At 37.6% G+C, this 16404-nt stretch carries 15 protein-coding genes and 1 other annotated feature; of the genes, 6 read left to right on the top strand and 9 right to left on the bottom strand.

The genetic code is table 11. The features are described 5' to 3' along the window. Positions 1-113: 113 nt before the first annotated feature. From ACMZ42_RS10005 to ACMZ42_RS09990, 4 genes are all read left to right on the top strand, one after another. The gene (locus ACMZ42_RS10005; RefSeq protein WP_415731355.1) at positions 114-1253 is read left to right on the top strand and encodes a glycerate kinase; all 1140 of its coding nucleotides are present in this window, start codon (positions 114-116) and stop codon (positions 1251-1253) included. Further along, positions 1254-2600: a GntP family permease gene (locus ACMZ42_RS10000; RefSeq protein ID WP_415731354.1), complete on the top strand. Its 1347-nt coding sequence runs from the start codon at positions 1254-1256 to the stop codon at positions 2598-2600. 239 nt (positions 2601-2839) lie between these two features. Then, a complete protein-coding gene (locus ACMZ42_RS09995) occupies positions 2840-4039 on the top strand; it encodes an MBL fold metallo-hydrolase (protein ID WP_415731353.1) in 1200 nt (399 codons plus the stop codon). After that, complete coding sequence (locus ACMZ42_RS09990; protein ID WP_370080945.1) at positions 4026-4274, top strand: DUF3006 domain-containing protein; 249 nt, start codon at positions 4026-4028, stop codon at positions 4272-4274. The genes ACMZ42_RS09995 and ACMZ42_RS09990 overlap by 14 nt, the downstream gene beginning before the upstream one ends. A 37-nt stretch (positions 4275-4311) precedes the next feature. On the opposite strand, the gene ACMZ42_RS09985 is transcribed toward ACMZ42_RS09990, so the two are convergent. After that, on the bottom strand, positions 4312-4506 hold the full coding sequence (locus ACMZ42_RS09985) for a hypothetical protein (RefSeq protein ID WP_415731352.1): 195 nt from the start codon (positions 4504-4506) through the stop codon (positions 4312-4314). 212 nt (positions 4507-4718) lie between these two features. On the opposite strand from ACMZ42_RS09985, the gene ACMZ42_RS09980 reads away from it, so the two are divergent. Continuing rightward, positions 4719-5507 carry an HAD family hydrolase gene (locus ACMZ42_RS09980; RefSeq protein ID WP_370080943.1) on the top strand — a complete coding sequence of 263 codons (789 nt, stop codon included), beginning with the start codon at positions 4719-4721 and terminating at the stop codon, positions 5505-5507. A 287-nt stretch (positions 5508-5794) separates the two neighbouring features. Here ACMZ42_RS09980 and ACMZ42_RS09975 read toward each other — a convergent pair whose 3' ends face one another. The 8 genes from ACMZ42_RS09975 to serA all read right to left on the bottom strand — a co-directional run bounded on the left by ACMZ42_RS09975 (position 5795) and on the right by serA (position 13662). Beyond that, positions 5795-6727: a hypothetical protein gene (locus tag ACMZ42_RS09975; RefSeq protein ID WP_415731351.1), complete on the bottom strand. Its 933-nt coding sequence runs from the start codon at positions 6725-6727 to the stop codon at positions 5795-5797. Further along, the gene (locus ACMZ42_RS09970) at positions 6714-7211 is read right to left on the bottom strand and encodes an RNA polymerase sigma factor (RefSeq protein ID WP_415731350.1); all 498 of its coding nucleotides are present in this window, start codon (positions 7209-7211) and stop codon (positions 6714-6716) included. The genes ACMZ42_RS09975 and ACMZ42_RS09970 overlap by 14 nt, the downstream gene beginning before the upstream one ends. A gap of 145 nt (positions 7212-7356) precedes the next feature. Then, positions 7357-8487, bottom strand: coding sequence for an ABC transporter permease (locus ACMZ42_RS09965; RefSeq protein WP_415731349.1), 1131 nt, complete (start codon positions 8485-8487; stop codon positions 7357-7359). Position 8488: 1 nt separating this feature from the next. After that, entirely contained in the window at positions 8489-9724 is a 1236-nt protein-coding gene (locus ACMZ42_RS09960) for an ABC transporter permease subunit (protein WP_415731348.1), read from the bottom strand. Then, entirely contained in the window at positions 9721-10602 is an 882-nt protein-coding gene (locus ACMZ42_RS09955) for an ABC transporter ATP-binding protein (protein WP_415731347.1), read from the bottom strand. The genes ACMZ42_RS09960 and ACMZ42_RS09955 overlap by 4 nt, the downstream gene beginning before the upstream one ends. After that, on the bottom strand, positions 10596-11354 hold the full coding sequence (locus tag ACMZ42_RS09950) for a hypothetical protein (RefSeq protein ID WP_415731346.1): 759 nt from the start codon (positions 11352-11354) through the stop codon (positions 10596-10598). Before ACMZ42_RS09950 ends, ACMZ42_RS09955 begins: the two co-directional genes overlap by 7 nt. Beyond that, the gene (locus ACMZ42_RS09945) at positions 11314-11901 is read right to left on the bottom strand and encodes an RNA polymerase sigma factor (protein WP_370080929.1); all 588 of its coding nucleotides are present in this window, start codon (positions 11899-11901) and stop codon (positions 11314-11316) included. Before ACMZ42_RS09945 ends, ACMZ42_RS09950 begins: the two co-directional genes overlap by 41 nt. Before the next feature lie 153 nt (positions 11902-12054). Next, positions 12055-13662 carry a phosphoglycerate dehydrogenase gene (gene serA / locus ACMZ42_RS09940; RefSeq protein ID WP_370080927.1) on the bottom strand — a complete coding sequence of 536 codons (1608 nt, stop codon included), beginning with the start codon at positions 13660-13662 and terminating at the stop codon, positions 12055-12057. A gap of 162 nt (positions 13663-13824) precedes the next feature. Next, positions 13825-14063 (bottom strand) — a binding site (T-box leader). A gap of 408 nt (positions 14064-14471) precedes the next feature. Between serA and ACMZ42_RS09935 the strand changes: the two genes are divergently transcribed. Continuing rightward, positions 14472-16124: an FAD-binding dehydrogenase gene (locus ACMZ42_RS09935; protein WP_415731345.1), complete on the top strand. Its 1653-nt coding sequence runs from the start codon at positions 14472-14474 to the stop codon at positions 16122-16124. The last annotated feature ends 280 nt before the right edge of the window (positions 16125-16404 follow it).

Genomic DNA, 16404 nt, shown 5'->3' with positions numbered 1-16404 from the left:
TATATTACAGTTAATTTATACATTCATTATAATGTTTTCTGAATTTATTGTCATTATAATAAATGTAAGCGCTTAACTTAATTGTGTTACAGAAAGAACTATGGAGGTATAAAATGAAAGTCGTTATTAGTCCAGATTCCTATAAGGGCACTTTATCGGCCATCGAGGTGGCTAATGCAATGCAGGCAGGAATCATGGACGTTGATCAATCGATTGAAACAATTATTCTCCCCGTTGCAGACGGTGGAGAAGGTACACTAGTATCACTTATCGCCTCAACGGATGGTCGATATATTTCACAATATGTACTTGACCCATTGGGGAGAGAGATTGAAGCAAGATATGGTGTACTTGGTGATAATGAAACATGTGTAATTGAAATGGCTCAAGCATCCGGTATTATGCTGTTACAGGACAACGAAAAAAATCCTGAACTTGCATCAACATATGGAACGGGACAGCTTATAAAGGCTGCTCTTGATGCAGGATTTAGGAAGTTTATTATCGGAATTGGCGGCAGTGCTACAAATGATGCTGGTGTAGGTATGTTAAAGGCACTTGGACTCCAATTTAAAAAAGAAGACGGCACTTTAATTTCCGAGGGAGTGTCATCACTATTAGATTTAGCTTTAATTGATGCTAGTCAGCTAGATGCTCGATTGAATGAAACGCAATTTATTATTGCATGTGATGTAGACAATCCACTAATTGGAGATCGTGGGGCAACAGCTATTTTTGGACCTCAAAAAGGTGTGAAGGAGCATCACATAGCTTATTTTGATAGCTGCCTAAAGCGGTTTGCAGATATTATTGAAAAACAGTTTAGCATTCGACTACATGACTTCAAAGGGGCGGGTGCGGCAGGGGGAATGGGAGGTGCATTAGTAGCCTTTTTAAACGGTAGTTTTCATGCGGGTATTGATATTGTAATTGATGCAGTGCAGCTAAAAGAACATTTAGAAGGTGCTGGTTTTGTTATTACAGGTGAAGGCAAATCGGATTGTCAAACATTGCATGGAAAGGCGCCTTTAGGGGTAGCGAAGGTAGCAAAATTAGCAAATGCACAGGCTATTTTGTTGTCAGGGGCTATTGATGAAATTGATAAACCTGCGCTACTAAACTACTTTAATGTTGTTGAGTCATTAGTAGATGAGAAGATTAGTGTTCAGCAGGCAATGCAAAAGCCTTATGAATTTATTCGTCTAAAAACAAAAAGGATATTTGAGTATTACGTACAAATGGGGGATGAGTAAATGTTGTTCATCATTATTTTAATAGGGGTATTGTTTGTTGTATTTGGAACAGCAAAGTTAAAGCTTCATCCATTTTTGGCATTATTAATAAGCGCATTCTTTGTTGGAATTGTTTCGGGTATGCCTTTATTAACAGTGGTTGAAAGCATTAACACCGGCTTTGGTGGGTTAATGACAAGCATCGGTTTAGTTATTATAGCAGGTACAATAATTGGTTTAATATTAGAAAAATCAGGGGCCGCTTATCGAATGGCAGAAGTGGTATTACGAGTTGTTGGTCCAAAGCGTCCTCAATTAGCAATGTCATTAATCGGTTATATCGTCTCTATCCCAGTCTTTTGTGATTCAGGCTTTATTATTTTATCGAGCTTACAGAAATCTTTAGCTAAGCGTGCTAATGTAACAATTGCTTCGATGGCTGTAGCTTTAGCGACAGGGCTTTTCGCTACACATGTATTAGTACCGCCAACACCAGGGCCAATTGCTGCAGCTGGAAATATCGGTGCATCAGATTATTTAGGAACAGTTATTGTTATCGGGTTGATAGTAGCGATTCCAGCAACATTTGTAGGGTATTTATGGTCGGTGAAAGTAGCGACAAAAATTCGCGTACCAGAAGATGAAGTAGAAGCATTAGATTATGAGGAAGTCATAAAATCTTTTGGTAAAATGCCATCAACGTTTAAAGCATTTTTACCTATTGTACTACCTATCGTATTAATTGGTATTGGTTCGATTGCTGCATTAGTTGGTGATCCAGAATCGACATTAAATGTGATTTTCAGATTTCTAGGATCTCCAACAGTTGCTTTATTTTTAGGTGTCTTAGCAGCATTTTTGTTATTACCAGAAATTAGTGAAAATACGTTAACTGGTTGGATTGGTGAAAGTTTAAAAGAAGCAGCTCCTATTTTATTAATTACTGGAGCAGGTGGTTCATTTGGTACAGTAATAAAAAATGCTGGTGTTGGGGAAATGCTGCAAGAAATGGATTTAGGCATGTTTGCTTCAGGAAGCCTATTCCTCATTGTGCCATTTATCGTAGCAGCAGCATTGAAAACAGCTCAGGGGTCTTCAACGACAGCACTTGTTATTACATCTACACTTGTAGCACCAATGCTAGCCACACTTGGAATTGGAGGCGCGATACCGTTAGCATTAGTAGTCATGGCGATAGGTGCTGGGGCAATGACAGTTAGCCATGTCAATGATAGTTTCTTCTGGGTGATTACACAGTATAGCGGAATGGAAGTGACACAAGCATACAAAGCGCAAACAGTTGCAACCTTACTACAAGGGCTAGTCACTATTGTCGTAACAATGATCTTATGGTGGATTTTAGTTTAACTTCTTTCAGCAATTATTTTATGGAACGAAAGCAAAAGCGACAGATATAGAAATCTCCCATCTCTTTAGGTGGTGAGATGAATCAGATTTTAAATTAATTTTCAGCGGGTATCTCAATGTGCAAGTACAAAACCGAATCTGAACGCAATTGTGCCGAGGCATAATTGATTAGACATAGAGAGCAGCCCATGGGTAGCTCTCTTTTTTGTATAATAGAAAAATAGAAAGGAAGTTAGTAAATGAAAAAATTAATAGTAGTGCTCCTTTGTATTTTTTTATTAGCAGGCTGTACGGAGACATTAAATACGGAGAAAGTATCCGTCACTGCAGGACATGAAATGCGTGTACATTTTATTGATGTAGGACAAGGAGATTCGATTTTTATTGAATCACCAAACGGCAAGACAATGCTTGTTGATGGGGGCGTTAAAGGTGCTGGTCAAAAGGTTGTTTCTTATTTGAAGGAGCTTGGCGTGAACAAGCTCGATATAGTGGTCGCTACCCATCCTGATGCAGACCATATTGGTGGTTTAATTCCTGTGTTAAATTCGATAGATATCGGACAATTTTATGATTCAGGGAAGGTACATACATCTCAAACCTTTGAAGAAATGCTGACACTTATTGATACGAAGAATATTCCTTATAATGTTCCAAAAACAGGTGATAGTATAGCGTTTGATGATGATATTAATGTGAAGGTGTTAAACGCCAATGAAAATGCAACAGATAATAATGATGCTTCCATTGTCTTAAAACTTGCTTATGGTAATGTATCATTTTTATTAACAGCCGACGCGGGAGTAGCGTTAGAAAAAGAGATGATGCAGGACGATGTGAAAGCAACGATCTTAAAGGCAGGTCATCATGGCTCTAACACGAGTAGCTCTGCGGAGTTCATTCAGAAAGTACATCCTGAAGTGACAATTTTAAGCTATGGAGAGGGCAATAAGTACGGTCATCCTCATGCTGAAGTAGTTGAGCGATTACAAGCAATTGGCAGTGAAATTTACTCTACTGCAGAAGCGGGAACTGTTATCGTATCAACAGATGGGGTAGACTATGACGTGAATTCGAAGGAATGGTCTCCACCAAGTGTCTCAACACCACAAACAAGTGCCTCAGCACCAGCAACAACTAGTACAAGTGTTGAGATTGTTAGTAAGGACTTAATAGAAGAAGTTGTAGGCATTAAAAATAATGGTAAAGAAGCAGTGTCCTTAAAAGATTGGCAGCTTATATCGATTGAAGGGTATCAAGTTTTTAACTTCCCAAATGTGACATTACAGCCAGGGAAAACGATGTATGTCACAAGTGGCTCAAATGCACGAGAAGGTCAAAACTATTTAAAATGGACAAAGAAACAGATTTGGCTGAATGATGGGGATGCTGCGCAATTACGTAATGCGAAAGGGGATATCGTTAGTGAACTCGACTAAATACACCTTAGACCGTATTGAAGATGGATATGCAGTTTTTTTGAAGTACCCAGAGGAAGAGGAACAGTTAATCATTTTACAGTCTGCCATGAATAAACCAGTACAGGTTGGTGATCGCGTGCTAATTGAAGAAATTGATGGCATCTATCAAATTGAAATTTTAAAAGAAGAAACTGAGCAGAAAAGGGCAGAAATACAAAGCTTAATGGATAGATTACGTAAGAAAAATCAATAGTTATAGAATGAAGAATAGGCTAGGATTAGGCTAATCACTAAAAGTGGCGGATGGCATTTGTTAAAATGGATACCATGTAATATGTTGATTGGAGTGGAGGCTGGGCGACTCCTTGGGGATCAGCGTCACAGATGAGACCCTGGAGCGAGCACATAGGGGAACGAAGGCTAAATGCATCACGTCCTGTGATAACGCCTTCGTGACCAACATCGTGTTGGCCCAAGCGGCTCATCGGACGCCCCCAAGAAGCTCTGCTCTGCGCGAAAGCGAAGCGTCAGCGGCAAATGTTTTATCTGTGCGAAAGCGAAGCGACAGCAACAAAGTGCCCAGCCGCAATGGAAATCAACCGTACGTTATGGGATGAGAAAAGCCTAAAACGCTATGCTAAATATTTTGAATATATGCTAAAATAATTATACTAATAGGAAGCTAGGAGCTGACACAATGTCAATTAACACAATTATTTTTGATTTAGACGATACGCTATTATGGGATAAAAAATCCGTCAAAACAGCATTTGAGAAAACGTGTGAATATGCAGCAACTATACATAATGTAAATCCAGCTGAGCTAGAGGAATCTGTGCGTAAAGAAGCACGTGTACTTTACGAAGGCTATGAAACATATGATTATACGGTGTTAATCGGCATTAACCCATTCGAAGGACTTTGGGGAACATTTGATGATCCAACAGATTCTTTCCAAAAAATGAAAAATATCGTACCAGGCTATCGTACAGAAGCATGGACAAAAGGTTTAGCAGCTCTTGGCATTGATGATGCACAACTAGGGGCGGAGCTAGGGGAGCGCTTTGTCGCAGAGCGAAAAGTATCACCATTCTTATATGAAGATACTTTTGATGTGCTAGATAAGCTGAAAGGAAAGTATCAACTCGTATTACTGACAAATGGAGCACCAAGTTTACAAAATTTAAAGCTAGAAATAACACCAGAAATCGCGCCATATTTTGACCATATTATCATCTCTGGAGACTTTGGTAAAGGGAAACCAGATGCCTCTATTTTCGAACATGTAATGGAGAAAGCAGGTATTACTGCAGATGATGCAATCATGGTTGGAGATAACTTAAATACTGATATTTTAGGCTCATCCCGTGTTGGTATGCGCAACGTTTGGATAAATCGTGAAAATAATGTACCGAATGGCGTTGTCACTCCAACATATGAGGTTGATTCTTTAACTGCATTATTAGAACTTGTAAATAAGCTATAAGCAAAAATGTACTGATTCATCAAAGGATCAGTACATTTTTTACTTGTCGGACAAAAGTTACTACGGTCCAATGGGGCTTTTAGCGCAAGCTCATCCCGCAGAAGTCGCCACTCTCTGGCATAGGGCGTGAGGGCGGTCACCATAGCTTAGAATTCTTCACGGAAGCGAAAAATATTTGTATAGCGTTGAAGTGAGGGCTAGCGTTGGCCTGATTCGGAGGTGGTATCTCAGAAATGTTCTGGGATACTTTTTTTGTGAAAAAAGCTGTCCAATAACTTATTGAACAGCTAGTAGTGTATATAATATGCAAGATATAGCAATGAAAAAGCTAATGCAATACATAGTTGAACAACGGCACTTGCTACTAGGTATCCTCGGGGTTCACCTGCTTTTTTACGATAATAAATTTGCATAATAGAGTAGAGCGTAAATAAGCCATATATAATCGTAGTGTGTATGGAATGCATTAGTAAATAGATGGCAAATAAAATACCTGCAAACAAAACTAGCATAATAGCATTGGCGATGGCATGTTCGACTGTAGCCGCAACAAAACGCCGTTTAATATGAGGCATTCTTTTTTTGGCAAGCCATAGCGTGAAATGCATAAGCAAGACAAAGATATTTCCAAAAATAATCTTGATTGAACGTTGATCATCATAGTAGTATTCAAATGAATCAAATACATTGTCGAATTGAATTGCTTGTTTTGTTACGACATTAAAGAAAGTATCATTATTAAGCACCTTCCATTTCTCTTGAGTTCCATCAGAATAGACAATCAACACATCTTGAGGTGTAAAGTAACCATTAGCTTCCCACTGTTGAGCTGTTACTGCAACTGAAGGTGCATGTTCCATTTGTCCTTGTAGTTGACTTAAAAGTTGCTTATTTGTATAGCATTCCTGAGGTACATAAAGGCATGAAGCTTTTGCAATAAAAGTTCCTTTGTTTTCATTACTGTGTACATAGACTTTTGCAATTGTTTTGTTTGTATCTGTTGTCAGTGGAGAGTTAGCCGGTCCTTGGATAAAGGACAACATTAAAATAGAAAGAACTGTGATAAATAGCAAGGACACTGCAGGCATTTTCCAAGACTTTTTAATTGGTCGTTTTTCTATTGTAGTAGGTGTAGTAATATTGTGCAGTATTTTTTCCTGCTGCTGCTTAGTTAATTTGAGATCGCGTAAATGTTGCCAGGATTCCTCATTGTTCTTCATCAAATTCACCTCCAAGCTGCTTTTTCAATGCGACAAGTGCACGTTTTAATGTGTTTTTTACTTTTCCTTCATTCCAGCCTAGAACATCACAAGTTTCCTGAATGGATAAACCCTCGATTTTACGTAAAATAATGACATCTCGATAGGTGAGCTTAAGTCTACTAATTGCAAGATAAAGTGACTTTGCATCTTCTTGCTGGATGAGCCATTGGTGTGGTGAGGTTGGCTCAAGTTCTTCATGGACGTTTAAAAACGGTACAAATTGAATAAGTCTTTTCCGGCGGTAATGATCGTAAGCTAGATTACGTGCAGTACTCCTAAGCCAAGCGAGCTCTGCATCTTCTTTGATTGTCTGCTGATATTTTAAATAGCGGGCAAATGTCTCTTGTGTGAAATCTTCCGCTAATTTCTCATCATTGAGTAAGTAATACAGGTATTTAAAAATAGTTTGATTATGTAAGTAAAACAGCTCTTCAATCGTCAAAATGTGCACCTCCTTTATCTTAAAGACGAGTGACTTTCTGAAAAGTATCATTTTACCAAAAAATAAAAAAACGTACTTGCCGTAAATGGCAAAGTACGCTATTTTTATTTTGCATTAAAATTCAGCAGTAGCAAAGTAGCAAGGTTTATACAATATCTTTACGTGATTCACGTCGCCAAGCATAAAATGTAAGTATTATTGTAAGACCGATGAGGAAAATGTATCCTATCGGTGTTAACCACTTTGGATGCCAAATCGAAATGATGTCTGAAATCATATAATTCGTGACACCAGCAATCATGCCGAACATAACAATAATCTGAATGCCAATCAATGCAATTGTATTTCGAGCAAATGTTGAAATTGCCATTGATAATATACCTAAGAATACAGCTGTTATAAAGATTGCCACGATTGATAAAATTATATATTGGAAAAACGTCATATCGTACCAGTAATAGTCCCAGCAAATTGAAGACAATGGTAAATCGAAATGGGAAGAAGTATTATTTGTTGCATACATAGTTAAATAAATAATCATTAATACAATTGTTATAAACACTGCACTGACGAACCCTGCAAGCCATTTTATCCAAAATAATCTTCGTCCTTTTTTCGATGTATATTGCAATGGAATAATAGATGTTACCTTGTCCCTAAGATAAATAGGAGATAGCAGAATAGAGATGCTGAATAAGATAATAATAGATAAACTTTGTGCAATTCTCTGGAAATTGTCTAATACAATGTTAGAGTATATCGTATGCTTTCTGTCATTCAATAACTGCTTAAAGCGCTGCTGATGTGCCCCGGATGTGCGTTCCATTTCTGCTTGAAGTGATATTTCATGGTGTTGGTAACTTTCAATTAAATGTTCCCATGCTTGCAGTACCCATGGAAAATCCTCTTCGCTGTGAAAAGTAATAGCATAAAAATACTCTGACTGCTGTTCATTCTCCGGATCACTAAATGCTTCATATGTTGTAATACCTAACGCCACAGCTTTCGGATCATGTTCTAAAAATGTATCTGCCTTCTTTTTCTCCTGCTCGTACATGGCTACTATTTCTTTATATTCTTTTTCGTCTATTTCTGCCCCATACTTTGGAATCAGTTGCTGCTCAATCGCAAATGTATCTCCCGCAGGACGACCATTGGGAAAGTAGGTTATATTAAACTCAAACACTAGCCAATAGAGAAGTACATTCACAAATACAATTAACGCTACAATCTTCCACGAAAATATTTTCCTCATTTCCATCCAAAATAGCTGCATATTACACAATATCCTTTCTATTAAATCGTCTGAGTACGTATGTTACACAAAGTAAACTAATGAGACACCATAAAACTAAAGTCCAAACCTCGTGATATTCAAACATCATCAAATTGGACACACCTGAAAAATACATATGGGGATTGAGTAAAAGTAGTGTTAAATTAAAATGCATAAGTAGTAATAACGTAGGCATACCACTGAAGAACATAGGTACAACAAACATACTCACAAGAATTAATATACAGAGTATCCAAGAGAGATAACTATTTCTTAAAAATGTACTTATGCAAAATGTAAGGAGCGAGATAATAAGTAAAGTGATAACAAGTATAGTAATTGTTAATAATAAATACTTCCAGAGCTCAATTGGCCACCATGTTATATGTGGCCACGTATATTCCCAGTTCAAGCCACTGGTAATAGGTGCTGTCCAAACGCCAGAATAATCATATACCATGAAAAAGGTTATTAATGATATTCCGAACAGCGGCAATAAGGTAAGGAGAGTCGTTAAAAGGCTTGCTATTAGTTTATGCCGCATCAATAGACGTCCTTTTTTCGTTGTGTATGTTACAAGCTGTGTTCGATGTTCAAATTCAAAATTTGTAATAAGAGCTGTGAGAAGTACGACTAGTATTACACCTTCCATAGCGATTTTCTTTATAAGATTTTTAAATAATTCACTATGCATTCGATAGTCACTTGCAAAAAACCACTTATTATATTCTTTAGTTTCCTTCATTTCTGTGAAGCGATTATTTAATTTATCGAATTCCCTCGATACAAAGCCAGCCGCCCAGTTTGTTAAGCCGAAATCAGCAATTGTTCCTTCCTTTAGTGTCTCGATATTAAGCTTAGCGTAACGTTCATCTAAACTCTTTCCAAGATTAATATATAATTGCATCAAATGTATTCGATCAATTTCATGTTGCTCAGCTAAAGTAGAATTTTGATATTTTTCATCATTCATGGAATTGATAAAAACATTGGCATCTTGAAACTGTGGATTACGTTTTTTAACATCTGCATTCAAGTCTTTCTGCATTTTACTCAAGATTTCATCATTAAAGGTTTCACCGTACTTTTTAATAATGTCATTTGCTATTTTTAATTCGTCTCTTACATAGGAATTACTAATAATCGTGAAAATATTAAAAATAGAAAACAACACGAGTAGTATTAAAATGGTTGGTGAAAATAATGCTTTTTTCATTTCAAGCCAAGTAATATTCATGTGTTACCACCACTTGTATTTTCATGTGCATATTCCACTAGAAATACATCCTCGAGCTGTGGTTCAACTGACTTCCAGAATGATTCTGCTTTTTCATCAGCGACAAAGCGTACAATCATCTTTCCTTGCTCTTGTTTTTCTGCCAGTGTCACATAACTTTTACGGAATTCGGTAAAGTCCTCATACGTCATTGTTGTTTCAAACACTTTTCCTGAGAGTGTTGCGCAAATATTAGCAACAGAATCTTTATAAGAAATGACGTTGTTTTTTATCATGATAATTTCATTCGCAATAGATTCGATGTCTGATACAATATGGGTCGAAATGATAATAATTCGGTTACGCGCAAGCTCTGACAACAAATGTCTAAAGCGAGCACGTTCCTTTGGGTCAAGCCCTGCTGTTGGTTCATCAAGCACTATTATTTTGGGATCACTTAAAAGTGCCTGTGCAATGCCAACCCGTTGAATCATCCCACCTGAAAATTTTCGCATTTTTTTATTCTTCACATCACTAAGTGCTACCATATCGAGTACTTCATCAATTCGACTGGCTACGGTTTGCTTGTCCATCCCTTTTAATGCTGCCAAATAACTTAAATATTGCTTTGGTGTAGAATGTTTGTAATAACCAAAATGCTGAGGTAAATAGCCAACATGCTCACGATATGATTGACCAAGCATTTGAATAGGTTGTCCTTGATAAAAAATGTCGCCAGTTGTTGGACTAATCAATGTTACAAGCATTTTGATAAGAGTTGTCTTACCAGCACCATTTGGAGCGAGTAAACCGTATATACCATTGTCAAACTGTAAATTTATATTATGCAATGCTGTAAAACCCCCGTACTTTTTTCCTACATCTTGTACGACTAACATTCAAAAACTCCCTCCTGATTTTTTGTCATTAAACGTTTAAATGAATAAAGGTATAGTGCTAGTACTCCAATAAGTAAGACACTGTACACTGCAATCGGTAAGTTGTCTAAAATTCGTGCATACTGTTGACCTACTGTTAAAAGTAAAAGTGTATTTCCTAATATCCAAGCTATGATAAATACCAAGCTTCGATTGAAGACCTGTCCATTGTAAAGTGATAATAGTAAGCCTGTTGAGAATAGAAATAACCCTGTTAAAGATAGAAGTAACAGTCGGAATATATCAATCTCCACCTTAAATGATAAGATTAAGATAAATGACATATTAACTAAAATAGCTATTCCACTAAAGAAAAGCATGCGGCATACGAGTAACTGAAAGACTGTATACTTCATCGTCATTTCTAATTCAAACGTATTATTCGACCGTTTTTGATAATATGCATATGCTGTTAAGCTTAGGAAAAAAAGTGGTGAGAGCATAAAGAACATACCATTCAACATAAAAGACTCCGTTGCTATGTCATCAGCTATTAGCCATATATAGCCGAAGATCATTAACGTTATAAGTCCGCTAAACAATGCCTCACCATAGCTAAGGAAAACATATTTCCAGCCAATTTGACGCTTTAAGTCAAGCAATAAATGTATGAAGGTTTGTTTTACTGGTAGCCCTTGCTTGATAATAGAAGCAACTTGCTGTTCAATCTCTTCATCTGTTGGATACGGAATTGTCCATTTTTTGTTTTCCATTTAAGTTAGCCTCCATTTCCTCTCTAAGTTTTTTTAACACTGCATAATATCTTGTCTTGACCGTCGATTCTGACAAATTCAAAAGCCCTGCAATCTCTTGAAAAGTCAGCTCTAAAAACAGTTTGTAACGAAGAATTTGCTGGGTCTGTACTTCATACTTATAAAGTAAAAGATTTACTTCCTCTAAATCTTCCTTTTTAATAAGGTAATTTACTATATCTACTGCATCGATAAGTTCAAGATCCTCTACATAGTTTGTTAGCTGGCCAGCTTGATACGATTTCGAGCGAAAATAATCGATGCAATGATTGGAAGCTATACGATAAAGCCATGTGCGAAAAGCGGCTTTCTTCTTATTAAAGTTAGTAATAGCCTGCAGCATGCGTATGAAAATTTCCTGTGTCAAATCTAAAGCTAATTGTTCGTCCAAAACTTGCTTATAAACAAATGAGAAAATTTCTTTATAATATTTTTTAACAAGTAAATTAGCACTCTCTTCATGAGCTGATTGCTGCACACGCCTTATCCATCGGCTTTCAAAATCCATCCATTATCACATCACTTTCATCGCCTCATTTATATATTCGTAAAGTTCTTTTAAATAGTTTTGATTTTTATAAAATTTTTTTGCGAGGTGAATAAAAAATGACCTGAGCTGTTGAACTCAGGTCATTTAATACAATATATTAAATTATCAATATTATAGGTTAATCGCTTTTACTTCATCAATATTTTCAAGCTTTGCAACGAATGTTAGATCTTCTTCTGTTACAGTATTGTCAATTGTTAGCATCATGACAGCTGTACCGCCAACTTGTGCACGACCAACTTGCATTGTTGCGATGTTCACATCTTTTTCTGCTAGCTTTGTTGCTACACGGCCGATCGCACCTGGTTTGTCAGTATTTTTAATGTAAAGAAGGTGACCTTGTGGAATAACGTCAACAACATAGTCTTCAACTTTAACAATACGTGCACCTAAACCATTTAATAATGTACCAGCAACTGTGTGTGTTTCGTTCACTGTTTTAATTTCAATTGTAATTAAGCTAGTGAAGCCTTTAGCAGTTGTAGTTTTATGCTCATTAATTTTCATACCGATACGTTCAGATAAGTAGCGAGCATTTACGTCATTCACATGATTACCGTGGTTTTTAGCTAATAAGCCTTTTAAAGCGTTTGACGTTAATGGACGTACATCATAATTTGCTACTTCACCAGCATAAGATAAGTTGATTTCTTTTACAGGCTCAGTTGTAAGTTGAGATAAGAATGAACCTAGTTTTTCAGCTAATTCAAAGAAAGGCTCGACTTGTGCAAGTAACTCTTTTGGAATAGATGGCATGTTTACTGGGTTAGTTACAGTACCTGTTTTATAGAATTTAATGATGTCGTTTGAAACGTCCACAGCTACAGACTCTTGTGCTTCAATTGTAGATGCACCTAAGTGAGGTGTTGCGATTACTTGTGGTAAAGTAAGTAGCTTGTGATCTGTTGCTGGCTCAGATACGAATACGTCAAGAGCAGCACCTGCTACTTTACCTTCTACGATTGCATCGTATAAATCATCCTCATTGATAATACCGCCACGTGCACAGTTGATGATTCGCACGCCGTCTTTCATCATAGCGAATTTTTCTTTGTTAATAAGGTTGCGTGTTTCAGGAAGAAGTGGTGTGTGTACTGTAATGAAATCTGCAGCTGCACAAATTTCTTCAACTGTTGATTTTGTTACCCCTAACTCTTTAGCGCGTTCATCTGTTAGGAATGGATCGTATGCCATAACGTTCATGCGTTGACCTTTTGCACGATAAGCAACTTCAACACCGATACGACCGAAGCCTACAACACCTAGCGTTTTATTTTTAAGCTCAACCCCAACATAAGATTTACGATCCCATTTACCGTTTTTAAGTGTATTGAATGCTTGTGGGATGTGACGAGCAAGTGAAGTCATCATGGCAATAGTGTGCTCAGCAGCAGAGTTCGTGTTACCGTCTGGTGCATTCACGACGATAATGCCATGTTCAGTTGCAGCAGTTAGATCAATGTTGTCTACACCTACTCCAGCACGACCGATAAGTTTTAAGTTTTTAGCTGCTTCAATTACTTCACGTGTTACCGTTGTTTGAGAACGTACTAGTAAAACATCTACATCCGCAATTTTTGCGATTAATTCTTCTGGTGCAAGACCAGTATCAACAATGATATTTAAGTCTAAATCTTGTTCTTGTCGTAGTGGGAAAATACCATCTTCACTTAGTGGGTCAGCGATAAATACGTTAATTGTTTTAGTTGCAGTAGTCATTTGTAATTAGCTCCTTTTAATAAAAATTTTTTAGTGTTCTTTATATACGAAACAGTCTGAAATTTGTAAAACTAAATATCTTACAGCATGCAAACAATCTCCTTTCTAGAATAAAAAACAATAAAAAAGCCTTCCGCGCCTTACAAACACAAAGATTGTGTTGTAAGGGGCGAAAGGCTGAATAAATTTGGTTCGCGGTACCACCCTTAATCACTGCTTGAAAGATTTCTAGCAGTCTTAGCTATATGCGTAACGTGCATGTGACGGATAAGCTTACTTTGGAGATGTTCGGCTTATCTATTCAGGAGTGGAACTATTATCGTAGAAATCGCTGATTTACACCAACCATCAGCTCTCTTTGGATTTTCTTGCGACTAGCATGTCTCCGTCGTTATATTTTCGTGTGATTAAATTTGTTAACATCATAATCCTTATTGTTCACCTTTGTCAACAATATTTCTGAAAAAGATTAAAAAACTTGACTTTAAAAGTCTGGAAAGTAACTAAAAACGAACTTTATGCTATTTTCATTCGAATATCGTTCGTCTTTTTGGAAAGGACAATGAAAGCGCTACCGATAGATGCTAAGTCAGATTACATGGGCGTTTAACAAATATTTGAGGTCGAAAATTATACGGAAATATATTGGGGTTAAATGGACTACGTGAATGGAAACTTTCTTGGTTTAGTGGAAGAAAGCGAACATTTTTTTCTTGTCACAATTTCGTCAAATTTATAATGTGTAGAAGGTAAACGATCCTTTAGAGAAGAATGTAAGTAATGAAAGATTGATTTTTAGGGGGTATAGAATGATGTATGATGTAGCAATTGTCGGTGCAGGACTGGCAGGATTAGTAGCTGCCTGTGAGTTAGCGGATGCAAAGAAAAAAATTGTTTTAGTAGATCAAGAACCTGAAAATTCAATGGGAGGACAGGCATTCTGGTCCTTTGGCGGTATATTTTTAGTAAATTCACCAGAGCAAAGAAGGCTTGGTATTAAGGATAGTAAAGAACTTGCATGGCAAGATTGGCAAGGAACGGCTGGCTTTGATCGCTTGGAGGATGAAGATTCGTGGGCGTATAAATGGGCCAAGGCTTATGTAGATTTTGCAGCTGGTGAAAAATATAGTTGGTTAAAGTCTATAGGTATTAAGTTTTTCCCTGTCGTCGGTTGGGCAGAACGTGGTGGATCATTAGCAGGCGGCCACGGAAATTCAGTTCCTAGATTTCATATTGTTTGGGGAACTGGACCAGGCATTGTAAAGCCTTTTGCTGAAAAAGTGAAAAAGGCCATAAAGGATGGATATATAGATTTTAAACCAAGACATCGTGTAGATGAGTTTATTCAACAAGATGGCAGGATTACAGGGATTAGTGGAACTGTGTTGGCTGAAAGCTATGCAATTCGCGGTGAAAAAAGCTCTAGGCTAGGGATTGGCGAATTTTCTTATGAAGCGGGAGCGGTTATTGTGGCGAGCGGTGGGATAGGGGCAAATTTTGATTTAATCAGAAAAAATTGGCCTGCTCGACTTGGTACACCACCAAAAAATATGGTCAGTGGTGTCCCTGCTTATGTAGATGGCAGAATGTTAGAAATTACTGAGCATGCGGGGGGACGTATCGTTAATCGAGATCGCATGTGGCATTATACAGAAGGCTTGAAAAATTGGGACCCTATTTGGCCAAATCATGGCATTCGAATTTTGCCTGGCCCTTCATCATTATGGTTTGATGCAGAAGGCAATCGATTTGGAGCACCAAATTTTCCGGGTTTCGATACGTTAAGCACATTAGAGGCAATTCAAAAAACAGGTTATGATTATTCGTGGTTTATTTTAACTGAAAAAATTATTGAAAAAGAATTTGCATTATCAGGCTCTGAACAAAACCCTGATTTAACAAATAAAAGTATTAGTGATGTTCTGAAACGTGTTTTGCCAGGAGCACCGGGTCCAATTCAGGCATTTAAAAATCATGGTGAGGATTTTGTGATTGCTAATGATTTAAAAGAGTTAGTTGAAGGGATGAACAGGTTGGCTGGCAATGATCTTCTTGATTTTATCAAAATAAAAGAGCAAATTTTAGCAAGGGATCGTGAAATGGACAATAAATTTACAAAGGACTTACAGGTTAATGCCATTCATGGCGCAAGAAACTATGTTGGTGATAAATTTGTGCGCGTTGCGAAGCCCCATAAAATATTAGATCCCCACAATTGGCCACTTATTGCGGTACGTTTAAATATTTTAACACGTAAAACATTAGGAGGCTTACAGACAAATTTGAATGGTGCAGTGTTAGGGGTAGATAGTCAGCCTATACCGGGTTTATTTGCAGCTGGGGAAGTTAGTGGTTTTGGCGGTGGCGGTGTACACGGTTACCGTGCTTTAGAAGGGACATTTGTTGGTGGTTGTTTATTTAGTGGCAGACAGGTAGGGCGTTACTTGGCTAGAGAGGAATGAAGACAAATTTAAGTGAGATTTAGCAAGCTCTAGAGAGAGGGAAATGCTCGCTTAAATGTACGATTACTCAGGCGAAAAAGAGTACTTCTTTCATCGAACGTGGGGTTGATTTCCGTTCCGGCTGGGTGCTTTGTTGCTGTCGCTTCGCTTTCGCACAGATAAAACATTTGCCGCTGACGCTTCGCTTTCGCGCAGAGCAGAGCTTCCTGGGGGCGTCCGATGAGCCGCTTCACTCGCGTTGCTCGCTCCAGGGTCTCGGGCCAACAGGATGTTGGTCACG

Origin of the sequence: Lysinibacillus sp. NPDC056185 (assembly GCF_047737915.1) — a bacterium.
Lineage (GTDB): Bacteria > Bacillota > Bacilli > Bacillales_A > Planococcaceae > Lysinibacillus.
Note: the sequence above shows the minus strand (reverse complement) of the source record. Positions and strands in the feature narration are given on the sequence as shown.

Coding starts and splice junctions, on each gene's coding strand:
- ACMZ42_RS10005 (WP_415731355.1), top strand. CDS start 114: ATGAAAGTCGTTATTAGTCCAGATTCCTATAAGGGCACTTTATCGGCC.
- ACMZ42_RS10000 (WP_415731354.1), top strand. CDS start 1,254: ATGTTGTTCATCATTATTTTAATAGGGGTATTGTTTGTTGTATTTGGA.
- ACMZ42_RS09995 (WP_415731353.1), top strand. CDS start 2,840: ATGAAAAAATTAATAGTAGTGCTCCTTTGTATTTTTTTATTAGCAGGC.
- ACMZ42_RS09985 (WP_415731352.1), bottom strand. CDS start 4,506: ATGAGCCGCTTGGGCCAACACGATGTTGGTCACGAAGGCGTTATCACA.
- ACMZ42_RS09980 (WP_370080943.1), top strand. CDS start 4,719: ATGTCAATTAACACAATTATTTTTGATTTAGACGATACGCTATTATGG.
- ACMZ42_RS09975 (WP_415731351.1), bottom strand. CDS start 6,727: ATGAAGAACAATGAGGAATCCTGGCAACATTTACGCGATCTCAAATTA.
- ACMZ42_RS09965 (WP_415731349.1), bottom strand. CDS start 8,487: ATGCAGCTATTTTGGATGGAAATGAGGAAAATATTTTCGTGGAAGATT.
- ACMZ42_RS09960 (WP_415731348.1), bottom strand. CDS start 9,724: ATGAATATTACTTGGCTTGAAATGAAAAAAGCATTATTTTCACCAACC.
- ACMZ42_RS09955 (WP_415731347.1), bottom strand. CDS start 10,602: ATGTTAGTCGTACAAGATGTAGGAAAAAAGTACGGGGGTTTTACAGCA.
- ACMZ42_RS09950 (WP_415731346.1), bottom strand. CDS start 11,354: ATGGAAAACAAAAAATGGACAATTCCGTATCCAACAGATGAAGAGATT.
- ACMZ42_RS09945 (WP_370080929.1), bottom strand. CDS start 11,901: ATGGATTTTGAAAGCCGATGGATAAGGCGTGTGCAGCAATCAGCTCAT.
- serA (WP_370080927.1), bottom strand. CDS start 13,662: ATGACTACTGCAACTAAAACAATTAACGTATTTATCGCTGACCCACTA.
- ACMZ42_RS09935 (WP_415731345.1), top strand. CDS start 14,472: ATGATGTATGATGTAGCAATTGTCGGTGCAGGACTGGCAGGATTAGTA.